At 69.3% G+C, this 22,959-nt stretch carries 21 protein-coding genes and 1 pseudogene; 7 read left to right on the forward strand and 15 right to left on the reverse strand.

Features of this window, described 5'->3' with window-relative positions; genetic code table 11:
- Positions 1-396: 396 nt before the first annotated feature.
- Positions 397-3,759, forward strand: coding sequence for an alpha-L-rhamnosidase-related protein (locus EHO50_RS08565; protein WP_128429284.1), 3,363 nt, complete (start codon positions 397-399; stop codon positions 3,757-3,759).
- Between the two features lie 474 nt (positions 3,760-4,233).
- Here the strand turns inward: EHO50_RS08565 and EHO50_RS08575 are convergent, their stop codons facing one another.
- The 4 genes from EHO50_RS08575 to EHO50_RS08590 all read right to left on the reverse strand — a co-directional run bounded on the left by EHO50_RS08575 (position 4,234) and on the right by EHO50_RS08590 (position 8,359).
- Positions 4,234-5,265 carry a LacI family DNA-binding transcriptional regulator gene (locus EHO50_RS08575; protein ID WP_128429286.1) on the reverse strand — a complete coding sequence of 344 codons (1,032 nt, stop codon included), beginning with the start codon at positions 5,263-5,265 and terminating at the stop codon, positions 4,234-4,236.
- A 75-nt stretch (positions 5,266-5,340) separates the two neighbouring features.
- Positions 5,341-6,177 carry an ATP-binding cassette domain-containing protein gene (locus EHO50_RS08580; protein WP_128429287.1) on the reverse strand — a complete coding sequence of 279 codons (837 nt, stop codon included), beginning with the start codon at positions 6,175-6,177 and terminating at the stop codon, positions 5,341-5,343.
- Positions 6,174-7,187 (reverse strand): ABC transporter permease, encoded by a 1,014-nt coding sequence (locus EHO50_RS08585; RefSeq protein WP_128429288.1) that lies wholly within the window; start codon positions 7,185-7,187, stop codon positions 6,174-6,176. The genes EHO50_RS08580 and EHO50_RS08585 overlap by 4 nt, the downstream gene beginning before the upstream one ends.
- Before the next feature lie 155 nt (positions 7,188-7,342).
- The gene (locus tag EHO50_RS08590; RefSeq protein WP_128429289.1) at positions 7,343-8,359 is read right to left on the reverse strand and encodes a sugar ABC transporter substrate-binding protein; all 1,017 of its coding nucleotides are present in this window, start codon (positions 8,357-8,359) and stop codon (positions 7,343-7,345) included.
- A 222-nt stretch (positions 8,360-8,581) separates the two neighbouring features.
- Here EHO50_RS08590 and EHO50_RS08595 point away from each other — a divergent pair, with 222 nt between their 5' ends.
- From EHO50_RS08595 to EHO50_RS08605, 3 genes are all read left to right on the forward strand, one after another.
- A complete protein-coding gene (locus EHO50_RS08595) occupies positions 8,582-9,544 on the forward strand; it encodes a carbohydrate kinase family protein (protein WP_128429290.1) in 963 nt (320 codons plus the stop codon).
- Positions 9,545-9,768: 224 nt separating this feature from the next.
- The gene (locus EHO50_RS08600) at positions 9,769-12,333 is read left to right on the forward strand and encodes a glycoside hydrolase family 32 protein (protein WP_128429291.1); all 2,565 of its coding nucleotides are present in this window, start codon (positions 9,769-9,771) and stop codon (positions 12,331-12,333) included.
- Positions 12,334-12,348: 15 nt separating this feature from the next.
- A complete protein-coding gene (locus tag EHO50_RS08605) occupies positions 12,349-12,642 on the forward strand; it encodes a putative quinol monooxygenase (RefSeq protein WP_128429292.1) in 294 nt (97 codons plus the stop codon).
- A gap of 22 nt (positions 12,643-12,664) precedes the next feature.
- Here the strand turns inward: EHO50_RS08605 and EHO50_RS43930 are convergent, their stop codons facing one another.
- Entirely contained in the window at positions 12,665-12,835 is a 171-nt protein-coding gene (locus EHO50_RS43930) for a hypothetical protein (protein ID WP_164904791.1), read from the reverse strand.
- Positions 12,836-13,111: 276 nt separating this feature from the next.
- Between EHO50_RS43930 and EHO50_RS08610 the strand changes: the two genes are divergently transcribed.
- Entirely contained in the window at positions 13,112-13,885 is a 774-nt protein-coding gene (locus EHO50_RS08610; protein ID WP_246101072.1) for a YihY/virulence factor BrkB family protein, read from the forward strand.
- Positions 13,886-14,033: 148 nt separating this feature from the next.
- On the forward strand, positions 14,034-14,312 hold the full coding sequence (locus tag EHO50_RS08615) for a hypothetical protein (protein WP_128429294.1): 279 nt from the start codon (positions 14,034-14,036) through the stop codon (positions 14,310-14,312).
- 380 nt (positions 14,313-14,692) lie between these two features.
- Here EHO50_RS08615 and EHO50_RS08620 read toward each other — a convergent pair whose 3' ends face one another.
- The 9 genes and pseudogenes from EHO50_RS08620 to EHO50_RS08660 form a co-directional block, all read right to left on the reverse strand.
- Positions 14,693-15,409, reverse strand: coding sequence for a GAF and ANTAR domain-containing protein (locus tag EHO50_RS08620; RefSeq protein ID WP_128429295.1), 717 nt, complete (start codon positions 15,407-15,409; stop codon positions 14,693-14,695).
- A gap of 78 nt (positions 15,410-15,487) precedes the next feature.
- Positions 15,488-16,147, reverse strand: coding sequence for an ANTAR domain-containing protein (locus tag EHO50_RS08625; protein WP_246101073.1), 660 nt, complete (start codon positions 16,145-16,147; stop codon positions 15,488-15,490).
- Positions 16,148-16,238: 91 nt separating this feature from the next.
- Positions 16,239-16,910: a hypothetical protein gene (locus tag EHO50_RS08630; RefSeq protein ID WP_246101074.1), complete on the reverse strand. Its 672-nt coding sequence runs from the start codon at positions 16,908-16,910 to the stop codon at positions 16,239-16,241.
- Positions 16,907-17,332 carry an STAS domain-containing protein gene (locus tag EHO50_RS08635; protein WP_128429297.1) on the reverse strand — a complete coding sequence of 142 codons (426 nt, stop codon included), beginning with the start codon at positions 17,330-17,332 and terminating at the stop codon, positions 16,907-16,909. The genes EHO50_RS08630 and EHO50_RS08635 overlap by 4 nt, the downstream gene beginning before the upstream one ends.
- 304 nt (positions 17,333-17,636) lie before the next feature.
- Positions 17,637-18,875, reverse strand: a complete 1,239-nt coding sequence (locus EHO50_RS08640) for a PP2C family protein-serine/threonine phosphatase (protein ID WP_128429298.1) — start codon at positions 18,873-18,875, stop codon at positions 17,637-17,639.
- A 303-nt stretch (positions 18,876-19,178) separates the two neighbouring features.
- Positions 19,179-19,454 (reverse strand): hypothetical protein, encoded by a 276-nt coding sequence (locus tag EHO50_RS08645; protein ID WP_128429299.1) that lies wholly within the window; start codon positions 19,452-19,454, stop codon positions 19,179-19,181.
- A 10-nt stretch (positions 19,455-19,464) separates the two neighbouring features.
- Positions 19,465-20,170: pseudogene (locus tag EHO50_RS08650) on the reverse strand (DUF5994 family protein).
- 39 nt (positions 20,171-20,209) lie between these two features.
- On the reverse strand, positions 20,210-20,557 hold the full coding sequence (locus EHO50_RS08655; RefSeq protein WP_128429300.1) for a hypothetical protein: 348 nt from the start codon (positions 20,555-20,557) through the stop codon (positions 20,210-20,212).
- Positions 20,554-20,745 (reverse strand): CsbD family protein, encoded by a 192-nt coding sequence (locus EHO50_RS08660; protein ID WP_128429301.1) that lies wholly within the window; start codon positions 20,743-20,745, stop codon positions 20,554-20,556. Before EHO50_RS08660 ends, EHO50_RS08655 begins: the two co-directional genes overlap by 4 nt.
- Positions 20,746-21,061: 316 nt before the next feature.
- Between EHO50_RS08660 and EHO50_RS08665 the strand changes: the two genes are divergently transcribed.
- A complete protein-coding gene (locus tag EHO50_RS08665) occupies positions 21,062-22,063 on the forward strand; it encodes an acyl-CoA desaturase (RefSeq protein ID WP_128429302.1) in 1,002 nt (333 codons plus the stop codon).
- Here the strand turns inward: EHO50_RS08665 and EHO50_RS44625 are convergent.
- Positions 21,981-22,628, reverse strand: a complete 648-nt coding sequence (locus EHO50_RS44625; protein ID WP_220096423.1) for a DUF5994 family protein — start codon at positions 22,626-22,628, stop codon at positions 21,981-21,983. The genes EHO50_RS08665 and EHO50_RS44625 overlap by 83 nt on opposite strands.
- Positions 22,629-22,959: the final 331 nt, after the last annotated feature.

The raw sequence follows: 22,959 nt of genomic DNA on the forward strand, positions 1-22,959 counted from the left end.
TCACGCCCCCAGCCTCGGAACTCTCTGTAATCGTGCGACTACGGGATCACCATGGCTGGGGTGCTGGGGCAGGTCAAGCGGAACCCGGGGCATTCTCCTTCCGCTTCACGCCGTGACCTGCGACAACTCCCTTGCGAACGACGGCAATCGGGGTCAACCTGTGGAGCCGGGAGAACCGAGTGGGGGAACGGTGCCTGGTTGCGGCAAGTGACACTCCCTGGAGCGGCGCAGCCCCTGCGGATCCGCGCGGAGTATTGACATCCCCTTACGGAGGGCACAGCATCGCGCCTGCACACATCAATTGAATCGATTCAAACAACTACTCCTGATCCTGCTCCTGATCTTGCTCCCTGCTCCCGCTCCTGATTCAGTCCCGCCCTTGCTGAAGGAACCGCAATGAAGCGTGTGTCCCGCCGGTCCGTCCTGCGCTCTGCCATAGCCGTGTCGCTCGCTCCCACTCTCGGCTCGGTGCTCCTTCCAGGGCTCGCATCGACGGCGTCGGCCGCCGTCTCCTGGACCGCGAAGTGGATCTGGGCCCCGGCCAGTTCGGCGAACCAGTGGGTGGCGTTCCGCAGATCGTTCACCCTGCCGTCGGCACCGTCGAAAGCCGTGACACGGATCGCGGCCGACTCGAAGTACTGGCTGTGGGTGAACGGCACGCTGGTGGTCTTCGAGGGCGGCCTCAAGCGCGGCCCCAACCGTACGGACACCTACTACGACGAGATCGACCTCGCCCCGTACCTGACCAGCGGGACCAACACGGTGGCCCTGCTGGTGTGGTACTTCGGCAAGCAGGGCTTCTCGCACAACAGCAGCGGCAAGGGCGGGCTGCTGTTCCAGTCCGAGATCACGACGGGCGCGACGACCACGCGGGTGGTCAGCGACACCAACTGGAAGCACACCGTCCACCCGGGCTACTCGAACAACACCAGCGGCACGCAGGTCAACTTCCGGCTGCCCGAGTCCAACATCTTCTACGACGCCCGAGCCGCCGCCGTCGTGTCGGGCTGGCGGTCCCCCGGCTTCAACGACGGCGCCTGGACGGCACCGACCGACTTCGGTGCCGCCGGTGCCGCACCCTGGAACGACCTCGTCCAGCGGCCCATCCCGCAGTTCCGCTACTCCGGTCTGAAGTCCTACACCAACGCCGCCTCGCTGCCGACCACGGGACAGGGTCCCACCGCGATCTCGGCCACCTTGCCGACCAACATCCAGGTGACCCCGTTTCTGAAGGTGGACGCTCCGGCCGGTGCGGTGATCGGCATCCAGACCGATCACTACGACGACGGCGCGGGCCTGACCGGGATCGAGCCGGGGACGCAGTACAACATGCGCGCCACCTACGTCTGCACCGGCGGGGTCCAGGAGTTCGAGCCCCTGGCGTGGATGAGCGGTACGGCCGTGCGGTACACGATCCCGGCCGGCGTGACGATCCTGGAGCTGAAGTACCGGGAGTCCGGCTACGACACCGATTTCGCCGGGTCGTTCAGCAGCAGCGACGCCTTCCTGGACACCCTGTGGACCAAGGCCGCCCGCACCATGTACGTCAACATGCGGGACAACTACATGGACTGCCCCACCCGCGAGCGCGCCCAGTGGTGGGGCGATGTCGTCAACCAGCTCAAGGAGGGCTTCTACACCTTCGACACCCGCTCCCACGCCCTCGGCGCGAAGGCCATCTCGCAGCTGGCCGCTTGGCAGAAGGACAGCGGCGCGCTCTACTCCCCGGTCCCCTCGACCATCTGGACCGCCGAACTGCCCGTCCAGATGCTCGCCTCGGTGTGGTCGTTCTGGACGTACTACCTCTACACCGGCAACGCCGGCGCGGTCACCGGCGCCTACCCGGCCGTGAAGAAGTACCTGAACCTGTGGAGCCTGGACGGTGACGGCCTGGTCAACCACCGCGCCGGGGACTGGGACTGGGAGGACTGGGGCAGCGACATCGACGCCCGTGTCCTGGACAACTGCTGGTACTACCTGGCCCTGGACACCGCCGCCAAGCTGGCCGACCTCAGCGGCAACACCGGCGACGTCGCCGGCTGGAAGGCCAGGCGCGACAGCATCAAGGCCAACTTCGACCGCGTGCTGTGGAATTCGTCCCGGAACGAGTACCGCTCGCCCGGCTACACCCGCGACAGCGACGACCGGGCCAACGCCCTCGCCGTCGTCGCAGGCCTGGCCCCCGCCTCCCGCCACCGGGCGGTCACCGAGGTGCTGCGCACCCACCTCAACGCCAGCCCGTACATGGAGTTCTACGTCCTGGAGGCGCTGTACCTCATGGGCGCGGCCGGCGTCGCCGAGGAGCGGATGCGCAACCGCTTCGCCGCGCAGGTCGCCGACCCCGCCTGCCACACCCTGTGGGAGCTGTGGACCAAGGCCGACGGCACCGACAACCACGCCTGGAACGGCGGCCCGCTGTACGCGCTGTCCGCCTACGCCGCCGGTGTCCGCCCGACCGGGCCCGGCTGGACGACGTACGAAGTCGTCCCGCAGACCGGCACCCTCACGAAGATCAACACCGTCACGCCCACCGTCAAGGGCGACATCCGCTTCGGCATCGAGCGCGACGGAACCAAGGCCACGCTCACGCTCACCTCGCCGAGCGGCACGACCGCCCGGGTGGGCGTGCCCACTTACGGCGGCTCCCAGCCGGCCGTCACCGCCAACGGCACCACGGTGTACACGAACGGCTCCTCCACCGGCAGCGTCAGCGGCCTGACGTACGACGGCAAGGACGCCTCGTACATCTACTTCACCGTGCGGCCGGGCACCTGGACCTTCACTGCCACCGGCACGGGCCGGCTCGACAACCTCGCCCTGGGCCGGCCGGTCACCAGCAACAACAGCCTGGAGAACGGCGACTGGGGCAGGAACCGGCTCACCGACGGCAAGCTCACCGGCGTGACGGGCGCCAAGGGCTACACCAGCAACGAGTTCTCCTCGGCGGACGTCAGCGCGAACCCCGTGTGGATCGAGATCGACCTCGGGGCCGACACCGACCTCGACGCCCTACGCCTCTTCCCGCGCACCGACACCGCTGCGGCCGGCGGTGGAACCGCGGGCTTCCCGGTCGACTTCACGATCCAGACCCGCCCCGACGGAGCCGGCACCTACACCACCGTCCGCACGGTCACCGCCGAACCCAACCCGAGCGGGCTCCCGCAGACGTACGGCTTCAAGACCACCACCGCCCGGTACGTCCGTCTGCAAGCCACCAAGCTCGGCACGCCCGCCGCCGACGAGACCACCAAGTACCGCCTCCAACTCGCCGAGCTCACGATCCCGACCGCCGCGACGACCGTCACCGCCAACTACACGCTGGAGAACGGCGACTGGGGCAAGACCCGGATCCTGGACGGCACCGGCACCAGTGTGGGCGGCGCCAAGGGCTTCACCAGCATCGACTTCCCCGCCGCCGACGTCAGCGCGACCCCGGTCTGGATCGAGGTCGACCTCGGAGCCGACCGGGCCATCGGCTCCGTCGCCCTCCACCCGCGCACCGACACCGGGGGAGCCGGCGGAGGCAGTGCGGGCTTCCCGGCCGACTTCACGATCCGGACCCGCGCCGAGGGGGCCGCCTCCTACACCACCGTCCGCACCGTCACCGGCCAGGCCAATCCGGGCGGAGCCGCCCAGACGTACACCCTCACGGGGGCGACGGGCCGCTACCTGCGGATCAATGTCACCCGGCTCGGTACGCCCGCCGCCGACGAGACGGCCAAGTACCGCCTGCAGCTGGCCGAGATCCGCATCAGGTGACAAGGCACCGGCCGGCCGGGGGCTGGGCGTCGGCACCGACACCCAGCCCGGCTGCACGCCCAGACTGATGCAGCGCATGCCGTGCTGGGCGGCCATCGTGAAGAAGTAGCCGAGGGCGGAGGACTTGTCGCCGTTCTCGGCGCCGGAGGCGGCGGTGTGGCCGTAACCCGAGTGGAAGGTCCGAGGTACGGAATGGAACGGCACCTTGCTGCTGTTCAGCCACGGCTTCGGCCCCCTCGTCGCCAGGAACGCCCCCACCGAGGCCGTACGCGCGGAACTGCTCGCCGAGGGCTACGCGATGGCAGGCTCGTCGTACGACCCACAGGTCGGCTGCCGCGGCCGGCGTGGCGCCGCCGCCCATCACGGCATTGAGGGTGGGCAGGCCGCCGGCGACGGCGGCGACGGATGCGAGGACGGTGCGTCTGCTGGCGTTGTTCACAGGGCGATCCTGCATCATGGCCCGACATCCCCACGTCACGTTTGCTGCATCGCGGGGGCAGGGCGTTCGCCCGAGCCGCGGACGATCAGTCGGGTGGGGACGGTGATGGTGCGGGCGCGGGAACGGTCGCCGTCGAGGCGGGCCAGGGCGGTGGCCGCTGCCGATCTGCCGATTTCCTCCGGGTCCTGGGCGACGACCGTCAGGGCCGGTTCGAGCGCCTCGGCGAGTTCCAAGTCGTCGAAGGCGACGACCGCGACGTCCTTGCGGTTGCTGCGGGCGAGTTCGGTCACTATGCCCAGGGCGACGATGTTGTTGCCGGCGAAGAGGGCGGTGGGCGGATCCGCCAGGCCCAGGAGCTGGGAGGTCGCGGTGGAGGCCCCGTGCTGGTCGTGGGCATCGGTGACCAGGGAGCGGTCGTACGGGATGTCGGCTTCCTGCAGGGCCGCGCGGTATCCGGCCATGCGCTCGCGGCGGGTGTAGAGCTTGGTGGGGAGGTCGCCGACGAAGCCGATGCGTCGGTGGCCGTGGGCGACGAGGTGGGCGATGCCGTCGTGGGCGCCCGCGCGGTTGGAGCTGACGACGCTGTCGGTGGACAGGCCCGCTCCCGGACGGTCGAGGAAGACGACGGGCAGGCCCGCGGTGCGGTGGGTCTTGAGGTGGGAGTGGTCGGCGCCGACGGACGGCACGACCATCAGGATGCTGACCCGGCGGGCGAGGAACTTGTCCGTCAACGCGCGTTCGCGGTCGGGGTCGTCTGCGGAGGAGCCCATGAGCAGGGTCAGTCCGCGGTCGCGGACCGTGTCCTCGATGCTCCTGGCCACGGCCCCGAAGAAGGGGTTGCCGAGGTCGGGGATGACCAGTCCGATGGTGGTGTCGGGTCCGCCGACGCGGATGTTGCGGGCCATGAGGTTCGGCTGGAAGCCGAGCTTGGCGACGGCGGCGAGCACCTGTTCCCTGGTCTGGGCCGAGGCGGGCCCGTCCTCGTTGAGGACGCGGGAGACGGTTTTGGCGCTGACGCCCACTTCTCGGGCGACGTCGGCCAGGGTGGGGCGGCGGTTCGCTGCCATGGAGGAACGGTCTCCTGTGCTCGTCGGTTCCGGCCGCGGCCTCGGCCGGATTCCGTCGAGTGTCGAGTGATGTGGTCAGGTGGCCTGGACTCCCGCGGCCTTCGCCGCCTCGGAATCCGCTACGACAGTATCTCCGGCCGCGTCCACGGTGAGCGCGCCGGTCATGATGGCGACGACCTCCGCCATGGAGTAGTCGGACGGCTTGATCACGGCAGCGCGCTTGCCCAGCCGGTGGACGTGGATCCGGTCGGCGATCTCGAAGACGTGGGGCATGTTGTGGCTGATCAGGACGACCGGCATGCCCTTGTCGCGGACGCGGCGGATGAGGTCCAGGACCTGACCGGACTCCTTGACGCCGAGCGCGGCGGTGGGCTCGTCCATGACGACGACGCTGCGGGCCCAGGCGACGGAACGGGCGACCGCGACGGCCTGTCGCTGTCCGCCGGAGAGGGTCTCGACCGACTGCGTCAGCGAACGCAGGCCGATCTTCAGGTCGGCCATGTGCTCGGCGGCCTCCTGACGCATCCGCTTCTTGTCCAGCATGCGGAAGACACTGCCGAGGACGCCGGGCCGGCGCAGTTCACGGCCGAGGAACATGTTGGAGGCGATGTCCATGGAGGCGGCCACGGCGAGGTCCTGATAGACCGTCTCGATGCCATGGGCGCGTGCGCTCTGCGGCCCGGAGAACTGGATCGGCTTGCCGTTGAGCCGGATCTCGCCCGCGTCGGGAACCACCGCACCGGTAAGTGCCTTGATCAGGCTGGTCTTTCCGGCGCCGTTGTCGCCGATGACGGCGAGGACCTCGCCGGGCAGCAGGTCGAAGTCGGCACCGTCGATGGCGGTGACATGGCCATAGCGCTTGACCAGACCGCGGGCCTGCAGCACCGGGGTGGGGGAGGAGGTGGCGGTCATCGGGCCTTCTTCCGGGAGATCTGGTCGACGGTCACCGCGAGGATCACCAGGACTCCGGTGATCAGCGTCTGGTAGATGGAGGCGACGCCCATCAGCTGCAGGCCGTTGCGGAAGACGCCCACGATGAGGACGCCGATGAAGGTGCCCAGCACCGAGCCGCGGCCGCCGAAGAGGCTGGTGCCGCCGAGGACCACCGCGGTGATGCTGTCGAGGTTGTCGGTCTGGCCGGCCTGCGGGTCGCCGACTCCGGTGCGGGAGATGAGCAACAGGGCGGCGATGCCGTAGAGCAGGCCGGCCACCGTGTAGACGCCGATGGTCAGGCGGGAGGTGCGGATGCCGTTCAGGCGCGCCGCTTCCTGGCTGTTGCCCAGGGCGTAGACGTGCCGGCCCCAGCCGGTGCTGCTCAGCGCGTAGGCGAGGAGGAGGAACAGGGCGATGGTGACCAGGGAGCCGTAGGTGATGTCGGTGTGGCCGAGCGGGAAGGTCTGCCCGAGAGCCGTCAGCGGGCCGGGCAGGTTGGTGACCGTCTGCTCCTCGGAGTAGATGTGGGTCAGCGCGAACGCCACGTTGAGCATGCCGAGGGTGACGATGAACGGCGGCAGCGGGATCTTCTGCACCAGCAGCCCGTTCAGCAGGCCGAAGCCGCCGCAGACGGCTATGCCCAGGGCGATGGCGACGAGCGGGGGCAGGGAGCCCTCGGCGGCCATCTTGGCGATCATGATGCTGCCGAACGCCATCACCGCACCGCACGACAGGTCGATGCCCGCGGTCAGGATGATCAGGGTCTGACCGATGGCGAGCGTGCCGACGACCATGACCTGCTGCACGATCAGCGAGAAGTTCCCGCCGGTGAGGAACTGGTCGGTCGAGAAGGAGAAGAAGGCGCAGGCGAGAAGGAGGGCGACCAGCGGGCCGGTGGTCGGTGCCGTGAGCAGTTGGCGGGCCGTGGTCGGCGCTTTGAGCTCGGCGTACGGCGAGGACGTGCTCGGAGGCGTGGACGTGGCGGTCATGCGAAGTCCTTGTCGGAAGACTGAAGTCCTTGTCCGGCCTTGCCGGAGAACAGGGAGGGCAAGGAGGCGAGGGGGCGGCCGTCCCCGGTCGGGGAGGAGGGGCCGGCCGCCCCGCTGAGGGGAGGGGCGGCGAACGTACGGTCCTCGGGGCCGGCTCAGCCCCAGCAGTTCTCCAGGCCGAAGGCGGTGTCCTTGGACGTGACCCCGTCCTGCGCCTTGTCGGTGATCAGGGTGACGCCCGTGTCGGTGTAACCGGACGCCTTCTTGCCGTCCTTGGCGTACGTCACGACGGCCTTGACGCCCTCGGCGGCCATCTTCAGCGGGTACTGCTGGGAGGTCGCGGCGATCTTGCCGTCCTTGACGGCCTGGGTGCCGGTGCAGCCGCCGTCGACGGAGACGATCAGGACGTCCTTCTCCCGGCCCTTGGCCTTCAGCGCGGTGTACGCGCCCAGGGCGGCCGGCTCGTTGATCGTGTAGACGACGTTGATGCCGGGTTCCTTCTGGAGGCAGTTCTCCATGGCGGTCTGGCCCTTGGCCTGGTCGCCGCCGGTGTCCTGGGCGCATGCGACGTCCTTGTCGGTGGCGCCGAAGCCCTTGAGGAAGCCGTTGTGCCGCTGGACGCCGACGGAGACGCCCGGCGCGAGGTCGAGGGCGGCTATCTTCGCCGTCTTGCCCTTCATGGCGGCCTTGGCGTACTCGCCGATCAGCTCGCCGGCCTTGAGGTTGTCGGTGGCGAAGAGGGCGTCGACGGCGCTCTCCGGCTCGGTCGGGGTGTCCAGTGCGATGACCAGGACTCCCTTGGCCTTGGCCTTCTCGATCGCGGGCACGATCGCCTTGGAGTCGCTGGGGGTGATCAGGATGCCCTTCACCCCGGCGGCGACCATGTTCTCGATCGCGGTGACCTGACCGGCGTTGTCCCCGTCGAACTTGCCCGCGGCGGTCATCAGTTGGACGCCGTCGGCCTTGGCGGCCTTCTCCGCGCCTTCCTTCATCTTCACGAAGAACGGGTTGGTGTCGGTCTTGGTGATCAGACCGACCTTGACGCTGCCCGAACCGGAGCCGGCGGTGTCCGTTCCGGAGCCGGATCCGCAGGCCGTCAGGGTGAGGGCTGCCAGGCCGGTGCACGCGGCGGCTCTGAGGAGGGCTGAGGGCAGACGAGGGGTGCGAGACATGAACGACTCCTGCGGGATTGCGGGCGGTGCGGCGGCATCGGAGCATGCCGTCCCGAGGTGTCATCGTTGACTTATGTCATCGTTGACACTGCTTGCCGAGGATGATGGACTCCGCCTCCCGGCAACGTCAATGCCTTGCACCCGACACAAGTCCGTAACGGTCGCGGCGGATGCCCGGTTCGTGCCCGCTTTCGCCCGTGCGTTCGCAGAGAAGAGCAGCCCATGAGCCCGCGCCAGATCACCGTCCTGGGAGAGTGCGTCGCGGACGCGTTCACCGAACCCGCGAGCACCTCGAACGAACTCGCCCTGCGTGTCCTGCCCGGCGGCGGACCTGCGAACACGGCCGTCGCCCTGGCCCGCCTCGGCACCCCGGCACGCTTCCTCGCACGGCTGTCCGGCGATGTGTTCGGCCGCCTGTTCCGGGCTCACCTGGAGGCATCCGGGGTGGACCTGTCGAGCGCCGTCGAGGCCGCGGAGCCCAGCACGCTGGCCGTGGCGGAGCTGGACGAGCAGGGGCAGGCCACCTTCTCCTTCCATGCGCAGAACACGGCCGACTGGCAGTGGACGGCCGAGGAGCTGAAGCGGGTGGACCTGTCCGAATCCGCCTGCGTGCACACCGGATCCCTGGCTCTGGTCCGGGAGCCCGGCGCGGCGGTGGTGGAGGACTTCCTGGCGGCGGCAGCCCCTCGGGCGACCATCAGCATCGACCCCAATGTCCGTCCGCTGCTGGTGGACCCGGAGGTCTACCGCGCCCGGCTGGCCCACTGGTGCGACCTCGCCGATGTGCTCCGGCTGAGCGAGGACGACCTGGAACTCCTGCTGCCCGGTACGTCGCCCGAGCGGGCGTGCGACATCTGGCACGCGGCCGGGGCGCGGCTCGTCGTGATCACACGCGGTGCCGACGGCGCCCTGGCCTCACTCGACGGCGAACGGCTGCAAGTGCCCGCGGTGGCGACACGGGTGGTCGACACTGTGGGTGCAGGGGACTCCTTCGCTGCCGGGCTGCTGCACCACCTCGGGGCCCGCGGCCTCCTCGGCGGCCGGCTGACGGAACTCCGCCTCGACGATGTCGCCGAAGCCTGCCGCTTCGCCACCCAGGTTGCGGCCCTGACCTGCTCGGTCGCCGGTCCCAACCCGCCGTGGCAGAGCGAGTTGGCGCAGCCCGCGCCGGCCGGGCGCGCATAAGCAGGCAGCCGAGCCGCGCCGGGTCAATCAGGATCGCACCCGTTGACGCAATGGCCGGATGCCTCCATCATCGGGCCAATCGATGTCATCGATGACACAGGTCAACGATGACACCACCTTGCCAAGGCGCCGTGGACGACGGTGCCGGCGAGGCGTCACTCTTCGGTCCGTCCGTGCCGGGCAGCAGGCTCCGCAGCGTGGACGGCCGCAGCACAGGAGACACCATGAGCTCTGGACGCGTATCCCCGCATGCCCGCACGCGGCTGGTCGCGGCGGTGGCAACCGTCTGCGCCCTGTCCGCAGCCCCGCTCGCCGCCCCCCGAGCCGTCGCTGCCGACACCCCGCCGTACGCCGAGACCTATCGCCCCCAGTTCCACTTCACCCCGGAGAAGAACTGGATGAACGACCCCAACGGCCTCGTGTACTACAAGGGCGAGTACCACCTCTTCTACCAGTACAACCCGAACGGCAACTCCTGGGGTGACATGTCCTGGGGGCACGCGGTGAGCAAGGACCTCGTGCACTGGGAGGAGTTGCCGCTCGCCCTGTCGCACGACGACGAGGAGATGGTCTTCTCGGGCAGTGCCGTCGTCGACTGGAACAACACCACGGGCTTCGGCACCACGAAGAACCCGCCCATGGTGGCGATCTACACCAGCGCCTACAAGAACGGCGGCACACAGGCCCAGTCACTCGCCTACAGCACCGACCGCGGCCGCACCTGGACCAAGTACCAGGGCAATCCCGTACTCGACATCGGCTCCAGGGAATTCCGCGACCCCAAGGTCCAGTGGTACGCCCCCACCAAGAGCTGGCTGATGACGGTGTCGCTGTCCACCGAGCACAAGGTGCAGTTCTACTCGTCCAAGAACCTCAAGGACTGGACGCAGCTCAGCGAGTTCGGGCCGGCCGGTGCGACGGGAGGCGTGTGGGAGTGCCCCGACCTGTTCCCCCTCGCGGTCGACGGGGACCCGGACAACATCAAGTGGGTCCTGGTCGTCAACATCAACCCCGGAGGCATCGCGGGCGGTTCGGCCGCCCAATACTTCATCGGCGACTTCGACGGCAATAAGTTCACCGCCGAGGACAAGGGCACCTACACACCGCCCACCGGCACGGTGGTGCAGGACTTCGAGAGCGGCGACTTCGGTGCGTGGACGACCACCGGCACCGCGTTCGGTCAGGCACCGGCAGCCGGGGCGCTGAACGGTCAGGGCACGGTCGACGGCTTCGACGGCAAGGGCCTCGCCAACAGCTTCCACGCGGGTGACGGCGCCACCGGCACCCTCACCTCGCCCGAATTCACCGTCGACAGCCGCTACTTGAACTTCAAGGTCGGCGGCGGCCGGCACGCACACGTGCCCGGAACCGTCATGGAGCAGGGACCGCCGCCCGAGGGCACGGTCCTCGCCGACTTCGAGGGCGGCACCTACGGCGGCTGGACGACGACCGGGGATGCCTTCGGCACCGCACCGGCCACCGGCACCCTCCCCAACCAGCAGGAGGTCTCCGGATTCCTGGGCGACGGCCTGGTCAACTCCTACCTCAACGGCGACTCCACCACCGGCGCCCTCACCTCACCCGAGTTCACCATCGACAAGGACTACGTCAACTTCCTCATCGGCGGCGGCAACCACCCCGTCGGCTCCGACAACCCCACCGCCGTCGAACTCCTCGTCGACGGCCAGGTGGTCCGCAGCGCCACCGGACAGGACGCCGAGGCACTCAACTGGGCCTCCTGGGACGTCCGCGACCTCGCCGGCAAGAAGGCGCAGATAAAGATCGTCGACGACAACACCGGCGGCTGGGGCCACCTCAACGTCGACCACATCATGCTGTCCGACACCCAGGCCAAGCCGGTCTCCCAGGAGACGTCCGTCAACCTGATCGTCGACGGCAAGATCGTCCGCAGCGCCACCGGATCCAACAGCGAGACGCTGGACTGGGCTTCCTTCGACATGCGCCCCTACACCGGCAAGAAGGCGCAGATCCAGGTCGTCGACATGAACACCGCCGGCTGGGGCCACATCCTCGCCGACCAGTTCACCGCCGCCGACACCCCCGCCCTCTCCGTCGTGCAGCGCGCCGACTGGGCCGACTACGGCAAGGACTACTACGCGGCCGTGTCCTGGGAGAACGCCCCCGGCGGCAAGCGGTACATGATCGGCTGGATGAACAACTGGGACTACAGCGGCGCCATCCCCACCTCCCCGTGGCGCGGCGCGCAGAGCATCCCCCGCGAGATGGCCCTGCGCACCATCGACGGCCGTGTCCGACTGACCAGCAAGCCGGTGAACACCCTGACGTCCCTGCGGCCGAAGCTGCCGGCGTCCGCTACCGGGATCACCGTCAAGAACACCGCACAACCCCTGATCGGCCCCGCGGCCAAGGGCAAGGCGCTCGACATCGAGGCGACCTTCTCCCTCAAGGACGCCGAACGGTTCGGCCTGAAGGTGCGCACCGGCGACGGGGGAGAGGAGACCGTCATCGGGTACGACACCACGACGCAGGAGCTCTACGTCGACCGCACCCACTCGGGTGCCGTGGACTTCAACAGCACCTTCCCCGGCGTCCAACGGGCGCCGCTGCAGGCCAGCAACGGCAAGGTGAAGCTACGGATCCTCGTCGACTGGTCGTCCGTCGAGGTCTTCGGCGGCAGCGGCGAGGCCGTGATCACCGACCAGATCTTCCCCGACCCCGCCAGCCAGGGAGTGCAGGTCTTCGCCGAGAACGGCTCCGTGAAGCTGGACCAGGCCCGGGTCTGGCACCTCGATTCCATCCACGACTGACAAGGACACCAGACCGTGAAGAAGACCCTGCTCGCCGAGTTCACCGCCCGCAAGGGAGCGGAGGACGAGGTCGCCCGCCTGATCCGGGACTACGCCGGGAAGGTGCGCGAGGAGGAAGGCAACCTCGTCTTCGACGTCTACACCAAGGCGTCCCATCCACGCGCCTTCTGGATCTTCGAGGTGTACCGGGACGAGGACGCCTTCCAGGCGCACCTCAAGGCCCCGTACGGCGGCCCGTTCAACGCCGCCCTCTCCCCGCTGATCGAGGAGGACGCCTCCGTGCTGACGTTCCTGGACCGGGTGGCCTGACGCCGCCGCCCGGGCTCACCCGTTATCGGAGGGGGCGGTGACCGGTGCGCTGGGACCAGCGGACGGCGATGAGGCCCAGCGCAGCCACAAGGATCACGATGCCGATGATCAGCAGGTAGCCCAGCCCCTCCGCCGCCACTCCGATGATTCCCAGCACGACGGCGACCAGAACGAGAAACAGCAAGAGGGCCATGACGCGTCCACCTCCCTTGGGTGGCTGAGCGGGCGATCAGCGGCGCGCGAGGATCATGGCCTGCCTCCTGAGCCGTTGATCCGTGCCGGTACGAGCCGCCCTCTCGGGCAGTCGCAGCCCGCTGAGCCCGGTAGCCCTTTGTTCTTCCAGGTTATCCGGGTATCTCTGCGTCGCGCCCTCACGCGGCAAGCGTTCCGAACGTGGTAGTCGACAGGCATGCCGATGAAGCCTTCCGGCCCCGCGGACCGTTCATCTCGCTTCGGGCCGCTGCGCCATATGATCAGCCGTTCGCCGGTCGGGCGCGGATGGCGGCGGAGCAGGGACATTGAGCTGTGGTCGCGTTCGCTGGGCTTCGCCGCGCTGGGGTTTCTCACGCTGGTGCCGCTGCTGATCATTGTCTCCGCTGCCGATCCCGAACACGGGAGGGGGTTCGCACAGTGGCTGGGGGAAGGGCTCGGCGTGTCGACGGCCTCCAGGCAGCAGGTCGAGCAGTTGTTCACCCCGCCCGGCCAGGCACTGCGGACCACGACTGCGTTCGGTATCGCCGCCCTTGCCGTGTTCGGTCTGAGCTTCGGCGCGGTGGTGCAGACCGGCTACGAGAAGGTCTGGGGCCTGCCTCCGGCCCGCTGGTGGGCAAGGTGGCGGCATGTGGTGTGGCTCGGCGTCCTCACCGGATACCTCTACGTCTCCGCCACCACCACGCTGCGGCGTGAGCCCCTGGCAGGTGGTGCCGTCGCGTCGCTGAGTGCCGTGCTGTTCCTGTGGTGGTCCCAGCGCCTGCTGCTCGGCGGGAGGATCCGCTGGCGTGCCCTGCTGCCCGGCGCCGTGGCCACCGTGATCGGGCTGCTCGGCCTGAGGGTCTTCTCCAGGCTCGTCTTCTCGCCGTTGATCGCATCCAACGCCGTCACCTACGGACCTGTCGGAACCGTCCTCGTCATCCAGTCCTGGCTGGTCGGCGTGGGTGTCATCGTATTCGGCGGTGCGCTGGTCGGCCGACTGCTGTACGAGGAACTCCCACGCATGACACAGGTACTGAAACGGCGCAGATGAGATGCGGCCCTGCAACTGGTCATTTCGCGTGCCTGGCAGGACGCGCTCACGTCGCACGCTGTCCGTAACCCTTGGGCAGGACTACGCTGTGGAGTGAGGCCCCAGTCCCCGGTATCGATGCCCTGTCCCGCTCCCGGGGAGGCCCCTCGTGTTCGTCCTGCTCCTCATCCTCGTCACGGTCCTGTTCGGCTTAGGTTTCCTCGATCCCATTTGGTGGGTGGCTGCGGCGGTGCTGGTCTATGCCGCCACCCGCCACGGCCGCGATCGAGGCGGCGGCCGGAGCCGCAGCGGCAGTTTCGATCTCGGGGACTACCGGGACTATCAGGAGCGCCGGAATCGCCAGGAACGCTGGGACCGCCGCTACAGCCGTCAGAATCGGGCGCGCTGGCGGCGCGAGGACCGTCGGGATCGCGAACACCGCAGGTGATCCGTGAAGTGGCCAGGTAGCCACGGTTGCGTTCGGAGGTGGCCGGGGTCCTGGTCGCGGCCTGGGAGGGCAAGTCGCTCCCGGTGCGGATGCGGTGTGCGCTGCGGCGATTTCACGCGGAGAACCAGGGGAGAACCAAGGGGGCTGCGTGCCAGGAACCAGCAGTTGGGTCGGGCGATGGCGAACCGTGCGGTCATCGACCAGGCACGAGGCATGGTGATGGCCCTGGCGCCACGACGAAGGACCGGATGCTCCCGGAACCGATGCAGCGGGAGCTGCGCCGAGCACTGAGGCGCCTCCACCCGGCGGACCGGAGATGACGGCGTGCGCGCCCAGGGGACGGCGAGCGATCCACGCCATGACCGGAACTCAAACCGCCGTCAGGACCCCAGCCCGGTGAGGGGTTCGGAACCGTCGATGAGGGCGCGGGCCACATCGGCCAGGCGCCGGTTGTGGGAGCGGGCGTAGCCGCGCAGCGCGCTGAACGCCTGTTCCATGTCGATGTCCTGGCGTTCGGCGAGCTTCCCCTTGGCCTGTTCGATCAGTACCCGGCTGTTCAGCGCCGTCTGCAGTTGTTCGTTGAGCACCGTGCTGCGTTGAGCGGTGCGTTCTTGCAGCAGGCTGATGGTGGCGACGTCGGCCAGGGCCTGGGCGACGGGTGTGGCGGCCGGGTCGAAGGGGCCGGGGGTGGTGCGGAAGAGGTTCAGGGCGCCGACGATCTCGTCCCGCAAACGCATGGGCAGGGCCTGGACCGCCCCGAACCCGCCGCGCTGGGCCGCCACCGCGAAGCGCGGCCAGCGGGCGGTCGCCGTGCCGAGGTCGGGGACGATCACCGGTACGCCGGTGCGGAAGCATTCGAGGCAGGGGCCTTCGTCGTTCTGGAGCTGGAAGAGCTCCAGCAGGCGCACCTGTTCGTCGGAGGCGGCCATGACGCGGAGTTTGCCGTCCCGGTCGGCGAGCAGCACCCCGGCGGCGCTCACGTCGAGCATGCCGACGCAGCGGTCGGTCAGCAGGCGCAGGAAATCGATGAGGTCGAAGTCGGCGACCAGATTGTCGGCCAACTCGACGAAGGTCTTGGCCAGAAGCTGTTGATCCATCGTGGGCACCCTCGATTGAGACTAGTCCCTGCCCGAAGGGGCGGGAAGTACGGCACGTTCCTCGGCCGGCACCGAACGTCAGGTTTCCTCCTTGCCCTGATCCGGCTCGGCGTCCGGGGAGAAACGAAGCCGTCTGGCCACCACGTCGGCGGCCACGTCCGCGAGCCGGCGTCCCCGCGCATAGGCATGGGCGCGGAGCCGGACGAAGGCTTCTTCGATGCCGACTCCGAGCTGAGCAGTGAGCATTCCGCTGGCCTGGTCGATCTCTGCTCGGTGTGCGCCCAGGTCCTCGATGCTGTGGTCCGGCACAGGCCCGCCGGTCGGCGCGCCGGTCTCGTCGATCCTTGTGTCGAGCAGGAGCAGCGTCGCGAGATCGGCGAACGCGAGTGCGTCGGCCAGTTCCTCCGTGTCCAGTACGGTCGGAATGTTGGCGTACAGGTCCAGAACTCCCGGGCTGATCGCCCCCTTCTGCAGGGGGAGCGAGAACACCGCGCGGGCTCCGGCTTCCAGGGCCGCGTCGGCGAACACGGCCCAGTGATCCTGAAGTTCAGTGATGCGCAGATCGGGTGTCAGGACGGCCGAGCCGCGTACGAAGGCGTCCACGCAGGGCCCCTCGCCCAGGGTGAGCTGGAGCTCTTCCAGTTGCTCGCTGATGTCGTCGGTGCTGCACAGCGGATGGCTCGGCGCTGCCTTGGACATCGCCGACAGCCCGGCCCCGCCGACCGGCAGCGCGGCCACGGCCGCGGTGCATACGTCCACCACACTCACCCGGGCACCTCGTCGGACCGCCTGCTCGGCCACCAGCATCCGAATGCGGGTCGACCGCCTGTCAGGGCCGACCGGGGCCACCGCCTCCAGGCATCGTGACAAGGCCCTCCAGCCTCGCCGTGGTGCGTTCCCCGAAGGGAAGTACCAGCGCGCGGAACGTGGTGGCGCCCGCCGGCCTGCGAAGCTCTCCGACATCCAGCCACCCCCAGGAGCGGAGCGCGGCGAGGGTCGGGCGATCGGCCCGGTCCACCAGGGTGGCGCCGAGCGATGCCTGATGGTCGGTCAGCAGCCGCTCCTGCACACGACGGGCGAGTTCCCGGTCCTGCGGGTGCGGCCGGATCAGGATGGCGGCGAACGCGAAGACGTTGCCGGACGCTGTGAGTTGTTCGATGCTGCGCGGCAATGCTCCGTCGAAGCCGAGCCACCAGGAGCCGTCGCCGCCCACCGGGAATCCGAAGGCGCATCCCGTCAGGCTGTCCGTCTCGGCGATCACCATGGCGAATCCCGGCCGGCGCATGTCCACGGTGAGACGGTTCAGGAAGTTCTGGCGGCTGGGACGGCGGTATGGATCCCCTGGCGCCGTTGCATGGGACTCCACATACAGCCTCGCCAGATCCTCACGCAGGCCCTCCACCAGCCAACGGCTCAGCCGACGCAACCGCGCCGGAGCCACGGCGGGCGGCTGGCCGTCGCCCGGCTCCCGTGACTGTCCCCGCCCGGGTTCGGCCGTCATCGCACATCGCCCGAGAGAACAGGCATAAGCGGGACAGACCGGTGGGGCGGGGCTGGACGGGGCGCGGTCGGGGTGTCGCCGAGAGGAGATGGCAAGTGGTCGCGCGGAAGGTCGAGGAGCAGGAACCCACAGCCGGCCAGGTCGAGAATCCGAGCCAGTGTCGTCGGCGGATGGTGCAGTCGCAGGGTCCCCCCGGCCTCGGTGGTCTGCTGTGCAGCGTGGAGGAAGGCGTTGAGTCCGCTGCAGTCGCAGAAGGTGACGGGGGTGAGGTCGACGTCGATGGTGTGGATACCGTCCCGCAGGCACCGCTGCAGGGACTCGCGCACCAACGGCGCGGATTCGAGGTCGATCTCACCGGACAGGGTGATCAGCGCCTGTTTCCTTTGGTCACGGCGGTGGACGGTGAGCTGTGAGAGGGGCATGACGCCTCGGTTCGGAAGACCATCCGGCAGCGGCGCGGTGAGCCGGAGTTCCGGCACCCTGAGCGCGATCCCGGCAGGGGCGTACTTTCGGCGGAGGCAGAGCAACGGCCGGTCCGCCGGCCTGCGCAGCAGGACAGAGGACCCACCCAGTTCCCTCCAGGGAAGCGCCGGGTGACAGACGAAGAGTCCGCACCCCGCAGCCATCTGTGTTCAGCAACAGCATGCCGCCGGGGTCTGGGACGTCTACACAGCAGCGTAGTCCCTCGCATCGTGTGACGGAGCCGGTTGTGCGGTTGTCGGCTCACTACAGGAGCGCGAGGTGGTCGGCGGCGCCCCCTCGCCATTCGATCAGGAAGAGGGTCGCGTCGTCGGTGGTGCGGCCGCCCCGTTCCTGCTTCAGGGCGTGGGAGAGTGAGCGCACCACCGCTCGTACTCCCTTGTCTGTGTGTTCGATGCGGTTGACCCAGTGGATGAGTTGCTCTTCGCCGAATTGCTCTTCGCCGGCTTCGTGCTCCTCGATCAGGCCGTCGGTGAAGCACAGCACCCGGTCGCCGCGTTGGAGCATCAGCCCGCTGATCCGGGGCTCCTCACCGCCGAAGCCGACGGGCAAGGTGGTCGGACCTCCCAGCTGCCGGACGACCTTGTGGTCACGGATCAGCAGTGGTGCGGGGTGGCCCGCGTTGACCCACTGCAGGTGGCCCGTCGTGATGTTCAGACGCATCATCTGGGCGGTAACGAAGTGGTCGGGCCCGAACTGTTCGGCGATGGCCCGGTCCATGAACGTGTAGATCTCGGACAGGCCGATGCCGGCACGTCTGGCGTGCCGGTAGGCCCCGACGGCGACGGTCGCCATCGTGGCCGCGTCCAGGCCGTGGCCCATCGCATCGACCATGGCCACGTGCAGGATGTCCTCGTTGAGGGCGTAGTCGAAGCTGTCGCCGGCGACGTCGTAGGCGGGCTCCAGGATTCCGGCAACCGCGACCTGAGGGACGGCCATCGCCAGCGGCGGCAGCAGGGACCACTGGATCTCCGCGGCCACGCTCATCGGTTCGCGGCGCCGGGCGAAGAAGAACTGATCGGTGTAGCTGTGCTTGGTGACCAGCATGTCGGCGACCAGGCCGGCGAGCCTGCGCAGCAGTCGCCGGTCGTCGTCATCGACGGTGTCCAGGGTGAGGGCCATCACGCCCACCTGGTCGCTGCCGTCCAGCAACGGCAGATACATCCGGACGCTGTCGGACTGCGGCACCTCGACGGTGGTCGCATGCAGAAAGGCTGTGCCGGCAGGAGAGTCACCGATCGGCTCAGGCTCGCCGACCACCAGCCGCCGCCCCGGCAACGGCACCAACACCAGCTGGCCGTAGTCCTGCAGCAGGATCGAGACGTCGCGGCCACCGACCCTGGCCACCTCTTCCGCGATCAGCGGGGCGATCAGCTGCGGCGGCATCTCGTGTGCCCGGTCCAGCAGCACCCCCAGCAGCCGCTCACCGAACCCTTCCGAACGGTCCAGCACGCCCTCGTCGGGTCGGCGCTTACCTTCCGCCATAACCGCACTCCCGCACCGGCGTCGTCGAAGCTTCGGCCGCCGTGTCCATGCTCACCTCGTGCCGCGAGTCCAGCGCCCGCACCGACACGCGCGGCCCGTCCTGCGGTCACAGCGGATGCGCTCGACCCGCTCACGTGATCTGTACACACGGGCTCCTGACACGACCGCGATCAACCCGCACAGAGTGACGCGGCGGGCCACGTCGAACGGCCCATTACGCCAGAGGCGGCATGTCACACACGATCGGAACAGATGGCTCGATGGCTCTCCGTCCCGTTGTGCACGGCGACGGAGACCGGCTGGTCACCTGGGGTGAGTGGTACGGCTGCGTCGGCGGCGCGGCGGGAAACGGCCGCGGCCTCCGTCGCGGTGGTCCCGCCGTTCGCCCGTGGTCGGCGACTCGGACCGGTCCGGTCCCATCGGAGGCTGCGGGGTGCCGCGGCCGCGGCGGCCGGGCAGGGGGGCGCTGTACCGGTGCACGGCGATTCTCTCGGCGTGCTGGATGTTGAGCCGGTGGATCACGTATGCCGCCACTGCGATGAGAACCACGAAGGCGGCGGCCGTCAGGAAGGCGTTCATTGCGGCCACCTCACAAACCGATGATCAGGCGGCCGGCCCGACCGAGCGGACCGGTCCTTTCCGGAACCGCCGCGGACACCGCGGAGGCACCGCCCTCGTACTCCCATGCCTCGTCCGGGTCCAGCGGCCCGTCGGTCACGGAGACGCCGTGCCGGGCCTCGTCCGCGGCGATGAGCGCGCTCGCGGTCAGCGGCGGGCCGTCGTAGTCGGACGCGGCAGCCATCAGCCGGGCCGCCGACTCCGCGTCGGTCTCGGGCGGGATGATCAGCAGGTCCCAACGGCCGGTGCCGTAGGAGAGCAGCAGCAGTTTGTGCGGGTCGATCTCCGGGGTGAACCAGCCGACCTTGACGATATGGCCGTCCACGGGAACCTTGCGGGGGATGACCGGCCAGTGCTCCGGGTTGACGGCGATGCGGGTGATGCGGCCCCACAAGGGGTCCAACACGTCGGTCAGTGCCGGCAGTTCGCTCAGCAGATCCCGGGAGCGGGGCCACCAGGCACCGTCCAGGAGACCACGGGAGGCGCCGTCGGTCTTCAGGGCGAGACGCGCGGCCGGGGCTGCGACGGGCTCGGGGTGCGGCAGTGGTGGAAGCAAGGTCGCCGACATGATGCGGACCCGTCTCCGGGCCGCCTCTTGCAGCGGCCCGGGTTTCATCTTTCGCCGAGAACGACCCGGCATGGTAGCCGGTGTACGAAATGCCCTCGGTACTGTCCACACTACTCCGCGCAACGCCGCGGCGCGGAGTAGTGGCCGCCTAGATGTGGAGCAGTCGCTGGGTGATCTCCCGATACTGCCTCAGTGCGAGCCGCAGTCCGTCGGACTGTGTCTCCAGGTCGCGGGCCTGCCAGCCGGCGCGAAGGAGACGCCGCCGTTCCGCGAGGGCGTTCACGAGCTGGGCGGTGGCTTCGTCATAGGCGCTCTCGGCCTCTTCCAGTGCCTCGAGCGGGGTGTCGGCGAAGGTGTTGAGGGCGTGCCGGAGGCGTTGGACGATCTTGTCCTGCTCGTCCGACGGGAGCAGTGGTTCCGGGCCTGGGGTACGGCGCTCGGCGGGGCCCCGGGCCTGGCCCGCGGGCTGCTGTGCGCGTGTCCGGTCGTACATCATCGGGGGCTGCTTCCGTTCCGCCTGAAGGCGCCCTTGGCCTTCGTCGCGGCCTGCTTCAGGCTTCCGGAGACCCGGTCGGTCGTGCCTCGGCGTTGCAGTCGCCTGTTGCGGGTGACCCGGCCGAGCTCCTCCGTGATCCTGCCCTTCATCGTCTGCGCCTGGTTCCTGATGGTCCGTGAAACGGTCATGGCCGGCCTCGCTGTTGTCGGGTAGGTGGGTTCCCGCGAGGTCTGGGCGAGGCGGGAAGGCGGAATGCTTCGCCGTGTGTTCCGGGGTCGCATGGCCCTGCACCGTGCTGCCAGTCAATGCCCGGCCACGGTCCGTGTCAACGCGGTGGTCACGCGATCCGGCCCGCCTCGTCTCGGAGCGTGCGGGAGTACGGTGGAGAAAGCGAGGGCTCTTCGTATGCCGGTGTCCGATCCGGCCCCGCCCTCACGACTCCCATCCCATGGGCAGCCCGTGACCCCGGCCGCGCCATCCGCATCCAGGCCGAGGAGCCCACCTATGCCACTCAGTCCGACCACGTCCACGACGGTCACACCGTCGGACCCCGCCCCGCCGCCCCGGAGCTACGACGGCACCTCCCCGTTCCCGCCGGACGGCCCGGTGCCCGCGCGCGATGGCGGTGAGTGGCTGTACGTGACGGTGACGGCGGTGATCGTCATCCTGCCGTTCGTGGCGCTCGGCCTGGCCGGCTGGCTGTTGTGGGGGAGTCTCATCCATCCCGCCGACATCGTGCTCGCCCTCGTCCTCTACACGATCACGGGTCTCGGCGTCACGGTCGGCTTCCACCGTGGCCTCACCCACGGCGGCTACCGGGCCGTCCGACCCGTGCGGATCGCGCTCGCGGTGGCGGGCTCGCTGAGCGTCCAGGGCGACGTCATCGGCTGGGTCGCCACCCACCGCCGCCACCACGCCTTCACCGACCAGCCCGGCGACCCGCACTCCCCGTACCGCTACGGCACGCACCTGCGCGGCCAGTTGCGCGGACTGGTCCACGCCCACGTCGGCTGGCTGTTCCGCAACGAGCGCACCCCGGCGGAGCGTTACGCCCCCGACCTGCTGGCCGACCGCGACATCCGCGCCGTCTCCCGCGCCTTCCCAGCGCTGTGCGTCCTCACCCTCGCCCTGCCGTTCGGGGCGGGCTGGGCCATCGGCGGTACCTGGCGGTACGGGGTAACCGCCTTGCTGTGGGCGGGATTTGTGCGCATCGCGCTGCTCCATCACGTCACCTGGAGCGTGAACTCCCTCTGTCACATGATCGGTGAGCGCCCGTTCCGCACCCGGCGCCACGACCGGGCCACCAACCTGTGGCCCCTCGCCCTGCTCTCGTTCGGCGAGAGCTGGCACAACCTCCACCACGCCGACCCCACCAGCGCCCGGCACGGCGTCGACCGCGGCCAGCTCGACCCGTCCGCCGCCGTCATCCGCCTCCTCGAACGCCTCGGCTGGGTGCACGACGTCCGGTGGCCGACGGCGGACCGGGTCGCGGCCCGTCGCGTCTGACATCAACCACTCGTCCGTGCACGTCGGTTGGCAGGAGTCTTCCCGTCAGCCGGCCGGGCCGGCCGGGCCGGACAGTGGTCGCCGCGCACGACGAGGATGTTTTGCCGGCCTGTTCCGCCGCCACGAGGGCGGTCGCGGTCGTCGGCGGGCCGGTGTTCGCGCTCGCGGCTGCCATCAGCCGGGCGGCCGAGGGGGCGCCCGTCTCCGGGGGGATCACCAGGAGGTCCCAGCGGCCCGCGGTGTAGGACAGCAGCAGGATCTTGTGCGGATCCTGCTCCGACGTGAACCAACCGACCTCCACCACATGGCCGTTGACGAGGATCTCGCGCGGGAGTGTCGGCCAGTAGCGCGGGTTGACGGCGATATGGGTGATCCGTCCCCACAGTGGATCCAGTACGTCCGCCAGAGCGGAGAGTTCGTGGGTCAGGTCACGTGACCGAGGCCACCAGGCGCCGTCCAGCTCCACGTGCCCTGGTGAAGGACTCACGGATTTCAGCGCGAGGCGCGCGGTCGGGGTCCTGAAGGGAACGGCCCGTAGCGGGGGAGGAGAGGTGGTCGCGGACATCGCGCGAACCCGTCTCCGGACCTCTGCGCGAGTGCAGCTGCCCGGTGTCGTTGCTCACTGGGAACGACACCGGCATCGGAGCCGGTGTGCGAAATGCTCCCGATGCATTCACGCTACTCCCCGAAGGGGCCGGACGGACCGCTCCTGGACGTCGGCTCGCTTCCGTCGGCGTCGGCGGTCGTCCTCCGAGGAGCGGCTGGTCTCACCGCCGCCGGTTGCCGTGCTCGCGGGTGTGGAAGAGGTCGCCGAGTTCCCCTCACCGTCGGCGAACCGCCCTGCGAAAACCGGCGTCATCCCGGTGAACAGGCCAACCGCGGCCATACCCATCGCG

The organism is Streptomyces cyaneus, assembly GCF_004028635.1.
Classification (GTDB): domain Bacteria; phylum Actinomycetota; class Actinomycetes; order Streptomycetales; family Streptomycetaceae; genus Streptomyces; species Streptomyces cyaneus.

Bases quoted from the DNA above. Each gene is read 5' to 3' on its own strand.
- EHO50_RS08565 (WP_128429284.1), top strand. From the start codon at position 397: ATGAAGCGTGTGTCCCGCCGGTCCGTCCTGCGCTCTGCCATAGCCGTG.
- EHO50_RS08575 (WP_128429286.1), bottom strand. From the start codon at position 5,265: ATGGCAGCGAACCGCCGCCCCACCCTGGCCGACGTCGCCCGAGAAGTG.
- EHO50_RS08580 (WP_128429287.1), bottom strand. From the start codon at position 6,177: ATGACCGCCACCTCCTCCCCCACCCCGGTGCTGCAGGCCCGCGGTCTG.
- EHO50_RS08585 (WP_128429288.1), bottom strand. From the start codon at position 7,187: ATGACCGCCACGTCCACGCCTCCGAGCACGTCCTCGCCGTACGCCGAG.
- EHO50_RS08590 (WP_128429289.1), bottom strand. From the start codon at position 8,359: ATGTCTCGCACCCCTCGTCTGCCCTCAGCCCTCCTCAGAGCCGCCGCG.
- EHO50_RS08595 (WP_128429290.1), top strand. From the start codon at position 8,582: ATGAGCCCGCGCCAGATCACCGTCCTGGGAGAGTGCGTCGCGGACGCG.
- EHO50_RS08600 (WP_128429291.1), top strand. From the start codon at position 9,769: ATGAGCTCTGGACGCGTATCCCCGCATGCCCGCACGCGGCTGGTCGCG.
- EHO50_RS43930 (WP_164904791.1), bottom strand. From the start codon at position 12,835: ATGGCCCTCTTGCTGTTTCTCGTTCTGGTCGCCGTCGTGCTGGGAATC.
- EHO50_RS08610 (WP_246101072.1), top strand. From the start codon at position 13,112: ATGATCAGCCGTTCGCCGGTCGGGCGCGGATGGCGGCGGAGCAGGGAC.
- EHO50_RS08620 (WP_128429295.1), bottom strand. From the start codon at position 15,409: ATGGATCAACAGCTTCTGGCCAAGACCTTCGTCGAGTTGGCCGACAAT.
- EHO50_RS08630 (WP_246101074.1), bottom strand. From the start codon at position 16,910: ATGACGGCCGAACCCGGGCGGGGACAGTCACGGGAGCCGGGCGACGGC.
- EHO50_RS08635 (WP_128429297.1), bottom strand. From the start codon at position 17,332: ATGCCCCTCTCACAGCTCACCGTCCACCGCCGTGACCAAAGGAAACAG.
- EHO50_RS08640 (WP_128429298.1), bottom strand. From the start codon at position 18,875: ATGGCGGAAGGTAAGCGCCGACCCGACGAGGGCGTGCTGGACCGTTCG.
- EHO50_RS08645 (WP_128429299.1), bottom strand. From the start codon at position 19,454: ATGAACGCCTTCCTGACGGCCGCCGCCTTCGTGGTTCTCATCGCAGTG.
- EHO50_RS08655 (WP_128429300.1), bottom strand. From the start codon at position 20,557: ATGATGTACGACCGGACACGCGCACAGCAGCCCGCGGGCCAGGCCCGG.
- EHO50_RS08660 (WP_128429301.1), bottom strand. From the start codon at position 20,745: ATGACCGTTTCACGGACCATCAGGAACCAGGCGCAGACGATGAAGGGC.
- EHO50_RS08665 (WP_128429302.1), top strand. From the start codon at position 21,062: ATGCCACTCAGTCCGACCACGTCCACGACGGTCACACCGTCGGACCCC.
- EHO50_RS44625 (WP_220096423.1), bottom strand. From the start codon at position 22,628: ATGTCCGCGACCACCTCTCCTCCCCCGCTACGGGCCGTTCCCTTCAGG.